This window comes from Mycobacterium sp. (genome assembly GCF_002863225.1).
Classification (GTDB): domain Bacteria; phylum Actinomycetota; class Actinomycetes; order Mycobacteriales; family Mycobacteriaceae; genus Mycobacterium.
Genome location: NZ_PKEK01000113.1, coordinates 1 through 5,299 on the forward strand (window position 1 = coordinate 1; position 5,299 = coordinate 5,299).

The window sequence follows — 5,299 nt, forward strand, 5'->3', positions numbered from 1 at the left end:
GCCAGATGCGGCCGTTGACACGGACAGCGGCCACCGGCCGTCGTGGCATAGCACAACGACCTGGCGCTGACCGATCAGCGACGAGAAACAGAGAACCGCGTCAAGAGATCGTGACCGGTAAGAACAGCGGCGAACCCGCGCGGCGGGCCACGCCCGGCCAGCACCACACGGTGGGCCAGCAAAGCCGCAACAGCAACCACCGCCACCACCAGACCCAGCGCGGCCAAGGCGGTGGACGACGAGTCCGACAACACCGCGGCCGCGAGCTCCTCAGGATGTGCGCCCAGGGCGTCGCCGCCAACAAGATGTGGGTGGTCGACATTGACAGTGTATTCGCCGCCCAGTGCCGTAATCACGGCGTGCGCGGGATGCGGCGCAGAAGCCTCGGATCGCAGTTCGAAGTGCCCGCCGATGACAAGGACCCACATCACGACTGCGGTGGCAATGGCCGCCATGGCAGCAGACCGCGCCCATGCGGCAACATGCCGAGCATCCGCCCGTGTCCGCATGTACCCCATACCCCCATACGGTACTCGCGAGTCCTGGCCTTGTCGAGGGATCGCCAAGCATCACTAAAAACGCCCGCGAAACCGGAACGCCTTCGGTGCATCACTTAAAATGCCCGCGAGACGGTGATTCTCGCCAGGCATAGAGAGTGGGCTGTCGATGTCGTCTCACGCCGAGATCACCACAGGTACAAGGCGTATGTGTAGGCCACGAAGGTGGACAGGGGTCAGATTCTAAATCAGGTGGTGCAGGTCACCGGTTGGTCGCGTGAGAATGCTCGGCGCCGGTTGAGGGCCGCGACCCGACCGCCGGGGGCGCAGCTGGATGCATTGGAACGCCACGGCGAGCTGGTGTCTGGCCAGGACCGCTACAGCTCCGACGCGCGTGCCGAGCTGTTGGCGATGAGCAGCGTTTCGATCGACCGCTACCTGCGCGGCGCTAAGGTCCGCGACCAGATCAAGGGGCAATGGACCACCAAGGCTTCTCCGTTGCTGCGGTCGTCGATCAAGATCCGCAAGGCAACCCGACGAGGTCGAGGCATCACCGGGGTTTTTCGAAGGCGACACCGTCGCGCATTGCGGGCCAACTTCAAAGGTGAGGTTCGCCCGCACCCTAAATCTCACCGATATGCATATCGGCTGGGTCTTCACCCGCACCGTGCGTAACAACGCCCACACCCACATCCTCGGTGCCCAGATGGCGGGGGTGGACGAAATACCTTACGAGGTAACCGGTTTGGACTTCGACAACGGTAGCGAGTTCCGCAACCAGGCCGTCATCAAGTGGGCCGCGCAGATGGAGATCTTCTTCACCCGCTCACGACCGTCCAAGAAGAACGACCAGGCCACGACCGAGTCCAAGAACAACCATCTCGTGCGCAAGTACGGGTTCTACAACCGCTATGACACCGACGAGGAACGTGTGGTGCTCAACCGACTCTGGAAGTTGGTCAATGACCGACTCAACTACCCGACCCCCACCATCAAATTCATCGGCTACGGCTCCAGTCGCGACGGTCGGCGCCGCCGGCTCTACGACGAGCCCATGACCCCACTGAACCGGTTGCTGGCAGCCTGGGTCCTTTCACCGGCCTAAGGATCGGAGCTACTCACCTATCGCGACGGCCTGAACCCGGCCGCGATCGCATGCCAGATCGCCGACCTCCAAGCCGCCCTGCTCAGACTCGCCAAGGACAAGACCGAACAGCTCTACCACGCCGCCATACCAACCGCCCTGCCCGAGGTCAGATGCGGCATCCGCATCAAGAACAAGACCGCCAGCTGACCCCGATTTCGCGGGCATTCGTTACGTGATGCATGGACCAGGTTTCGGGGCATATTGATTGATGCATCACGGGGATGGTCGCCCGCCGACGTTCGCGCGTCGACGCCGGGGCGTGAGCAAATGCTCCATCCACGCAACGAGCCCGAGCTGCAGCGGGCAACGGATGCGCGGCTGCGTTGATATTGAACAGGTACTGAGGATGCCCATTGACCAAGTGATCCCGGCAACGGTACTAGCACGGTGCCATCCCCAACAGCTGCAGCACGGCACCCGCCCAGTGCACAATACCGGCGCGAGCTAAGTTGGCGGGTTCTGAGTCCTGCCGGGATTCGGCAACGCGGGATTAGTGTAGGCCGGTGTCTGTGGCTCATCGCCGAGATTAGGATTCTCTACTGGCGGTGGCCCGGACGCTGGCTTAGCCGGTGGAGTCGACGGCGCCCGATGTTCCGGTGGTGGCGGCGTTGGCACCAAGTAGTTCTTCCACGCGCCCGGTGGGTTCGGTGCAGGGCCGATAGTGTTATCCGGCCAGCGCCACGAACAACCACCCGCAGCACCCCCGAAGTCGCCTGCAGGAATGGTTATCCCAAAACCCATAAAAGTTCCACCGACGGAGGAGCTGCCACCTGGACCACCTAGGTTCCATCCGCCATATTCGCAGTGCCAATGCGTGCTGTTCTCTTCGATAGGAAAATCGCAGTAGTACGTCGCGGCCCCCCCCTCGAAACTGCTTCCGCCAACACCGGGATAGTCGCACAAGCCGGGGCCTGGAACGGAGCCGCCCGGCCCGGCCTGGGCCACGGGGGGGTTGAGGATTACCCACGGCGTAACCCCAAGTGCCACAAGTAAACTGATTTCCTTGCTCAACAACTCTTTCATCGTGAACGCCTTCTGGCCTCGGCACTGGCTGCGCGTGCCTCGAGATATTCCCGAGCCGTTATTGAATGAACCGTTCCCTCGTTATCGCGATGAGTCTGCATCCTCGATAACAGTGTGTCTACTATCAGAATCAAATTGAACCGCCTCGGTGCTGATGCCGGCTTCATATTCAGGCAGCGCCCGTACTGGCTGTACCCTACCGCGGTCGGGTACAGCCACACATCTGGCAAGCCTGGCGCGACGCCAATAGACGTAGCTGCTGCACCTACCCCTCAGGCTGAGCTGGCTCGTTAGCACCTGGTGGCACGATCCTCATCCACCTTGCACTTCCGGTCGCGTCGGGAGTCCAAGGCCTGGAGGAGCGTGGTTACGGAGTACGGAGGAATCGTTAAGACCTGTGGATCGCATGCGCTCGGGCGTGGCGATTTATGGCAGTAGTCGGTGGGCGAGTTGTTCGGCGTTGAGTTGGTGGATGGCGTTGTCGACCGCGTGTCGGTCGGTGAGGTCGATGCCTCGCTCGGTGAGGGCGGCGGCGATTTGTTTGGCAGGGCCCCAGGCGGTTTCGTCGTCGAAGGCGTCGTGGAAGACGGGCAGGAAGGTATCGACCGCGTCGACCACCGGGGCGATCCACTCAGGGTCGAGGCCGTGTTGGGTGAGGGCGAAGCGCACCCACCGGCGCAGCACGTCGGGCAGGGCGGCGCGCTGGTCGGCGTCGAGGATGGTTTTGCGGGGTAGCCAGTCGGTGAGCAGCAGCATGACCTCGCCGGGGCTCCAGCACAGGGGCCCAGCGCCGATGTAGCCTTCGCCGTAGTCCAACAGCAGCTCGGCCAGCGACCGGCTCACTGGGTCGTCGCGCCCGCTGTGGGTGGCGAAGTCCTGGATCAGGTCGCGGCGTTGCGGCTCGGTCAGCTCGGTGGGGTTGGGCCAGTCGGGTAGGTGGTCGCGGCAGCGCGACCAGGCCAGGGCTCGGTTGTCCAGAAAGTCCTCGTCGTCGTTGCGGGGCCAGGTCATGTCGGTCATGCGCAACGCGTGCGCAAGGTCGGCGAGCACCTCGGCGACAGGGGCCTGCCGGATCGGCATCGGCACGTCGTCGAGCTCGCGTAGTTGGTCCCACGCGGTGGTGGCGCCGGGTTGTAGGACGGCGAGCTTGTCGATCATCAGCCCACCGACCTGGCAGAGCTGGGCCAGCAGCGTGTGCGGCTGGGGCCCGTCGTAGTCGATGAACAGGACCCGTTCGCTGTCGTACACATCGACCGCCCGCCACGCCGCCGTCGGGGTCCAGGCGGCGGCGGTGTGCCAGGCCGGCACCGGCTGGGTCTCGGCCAGGATCGCAACGGTTTCGGTCAACATCGAACTGTCGGCCGCGGGCGCGACCCGCGCCAGCGCAGCGACCGCGCCCAGCGCGTGCGGCGACGGTGTGGTGCATGCTCGCCCGGTCACTTGCATGCACAGCTGATGCTCGGGCTCACGCTCGGTCAACGCCGCGGTCGACCACGCCTGGCCGAGCCAACCGCTGGCCCACGTCTCGACGGTGAGCACATCGTCGAGTTCGATGATGTCTCGGGCGTCACCGAGCAATAGATCCGCGGGCTGCAGCGGCCGGGGTGAACGGCGCACCGGTCGGTTCTTGGCGCCCTTGCGGCGGCCATGGCTCTTGGGCATGTCCGCAGTCCATCACACGCACCGACCGGCCCGCACCCGACGCGCCAACCCGGGATTAGCCGACGTCGGTTTCGCCGGATTGAGCTGGTGCGGCCGGTGTGATATCGAGGGGACGTTCGAGCAGTTTGCCCTTGTGGAACACGGCTCCCGCCCGGACGAGCGCCACCAGGTGCGGCGCGTTCACCACCCGCCAGCGGGCTTGCGCGGCCTCGATCAGCTTGTAGGCCATGGCGATACCGGCGGCGCGGAACCGGGACCCTTGGTGACACCGATGACAATCAGCCGGGCACAAACGAGTTTGCCTCATCCGATGTCCCGCGCGGCGCCCGGGATGAAGCCGGCGGCGAGGTTTACGAAGAGGATACCGACGCCCATAATCGTGTGTAGACGCTGAGTGGGTAGCTACCAGCCTTCCGTTGCTTTGTGATACGACGGTATTCATCTTGAAAGGAAGACGGCAGCTCAACCCGACTGCCAGTAGCGCTGCCGAACCTATCGGCGCGGCAACGCTGCAACGGCACCGAGCCGGACTGAGTCAGAACACAGTCAGCGGTACGAAGAAGATGGCCAGCACCAACAGCCGATGACCGGCTATGCCAACATCCGCTCGGCGGATCTAAGCTGCGAAAGGGGCCGGTGAAGACCATCAACGCTTTCCGGCGGCCGGGTCGATGACGACGGGGCAGCGGGTCCAGGACTGCACGACGCGTTCGGTGGGGTGACTGATAACCGCCGGTTCGCTCGGCGGCTCGACGTCGAGCAGAGCGTGCTCGCGGCAGTAATCGTCGTTATAAATGGTGTCGAAGTAGCGTTGCGGCCCGTCCGGGAATACTGCGGCGATGGTGGTGCCGCGCGGGTGTGTTCGGACGGCCCAGCCTGCGACAAGTGCGACCGAGCCCACACTCCAGCCGCCGCTGACGTAGTGGGTCGAAGCTAGGGCACGACATGCCCATACCGCCTCTGCAGGGGC

4 protein-coding genes and 2 pseudogenes are annotated in these 5,299 nt (G+C 64.3%); 2 read left to right on the forward strand and 4 right to left on the reverse strand.

What is annotated here, in order from left to right; translation table 11 throughout:
* Window positions 1-74 precede the first annotated feature (74 nt).
* Window positions 75-455, reverse strand: a complete 381-nt coding sequence (locus tag CYU59_RS28910) for a hypothetical protein (protein WP_293010595.1) — start codon at window positions 453-455, stop codon at window positions 75-77.
* 294 nt (window positions 456-749) lie between these two features.
* On the opposite strand from CYU59_RS28910, the gene CYU59_RS28915 reads away from it, so the two are divergent.
* Together CYU59_RS28915 and CYU59_RS28920 are read left to right on the forward strand one after the other, a co-directional pair.
* The gene (locus CYU59_RS28915; protein WP_293010597.1) at window positions 750-1,172 is read left to right on the forward strand and encodes a hypothetical protein; all 423 of its coding nucleotides are present in this window, start codon (window positions 750-752) and stop codon (window positions 1,170-1,172) included.
* Window positions 1,135-1,602, forward strand: coding sequence for a hypothetical protein (locus tag CYU59_RS28920; RefSeq protein WP_293010599.1), 468 nt, complete (start codon window positions 1,135-1,137; stop codon window positions 1,600-1,602). The genes CYU59_RS28915 and CYU59_RS28920 overlap by 38 nt, the downstream gene beginning before the upstream one ends.
* Window positions 1,603-3,093: 1,491 nt before the next feature.
* On the opposite strand, the gene CYU59_RS28925 is transcribed toward CYU59_RS28920, so the two are convergent.
* The 3 genes and pseudogenes from CYU59_RS28925 to CYU59_RS28935 form a co-directional block, all read right to left on the reverse strand.
* Complete coding sequence (locus CYU59_RS28925) at window positions 3,094-4,329, reverse strand: hypothetical protein (protein WP_293010601.1); 1,236 nt, start codon at window positions 4,327-4,329, stop codon at window positions 3,094-3,096.
* Between the two features lie 55 nt (window positions 4,330-4,384).
* Window positions 4,385-4,576 (reverse strand): annotated as a pseudogene (locus CYU59_RS28930) (IS256 family transposase); the annotation flags it as partial.
* Between the two features lie 399 nt (window positions 4,577-4,975).
* Window positions 4,976-5,299 (reverse strand): annotated as a pseudogene (locus CYU59_RS28935) (pyridoxal-5'-phosphate-dependent protein subunit beta); the annotation flags it as partial.

Coding starts and splice junctions, on each gene's coding strand:
- CYU59_RS28910 (WP_293010595.1), bottom strand. CDS start 455: ATGGCGGCCATTGCCACCGCAGTCGTGATGTGGGTCCTTGTCATCGGC.
- CYU59_RS28920 (WP_293010599.1), top strand. CDS start 1,135: ATGCATATCGGCTGGGTCTTCACCCGCACCGTGCGTAACAACGCCCAC.
- CYU59_RS28925 (WP_293010601.1), bottom strand. CDS start 4,329: ATGCCCAAGAGCCATGGCCGCCGCAAGGGCGCCAAGAACCGACCGGTG.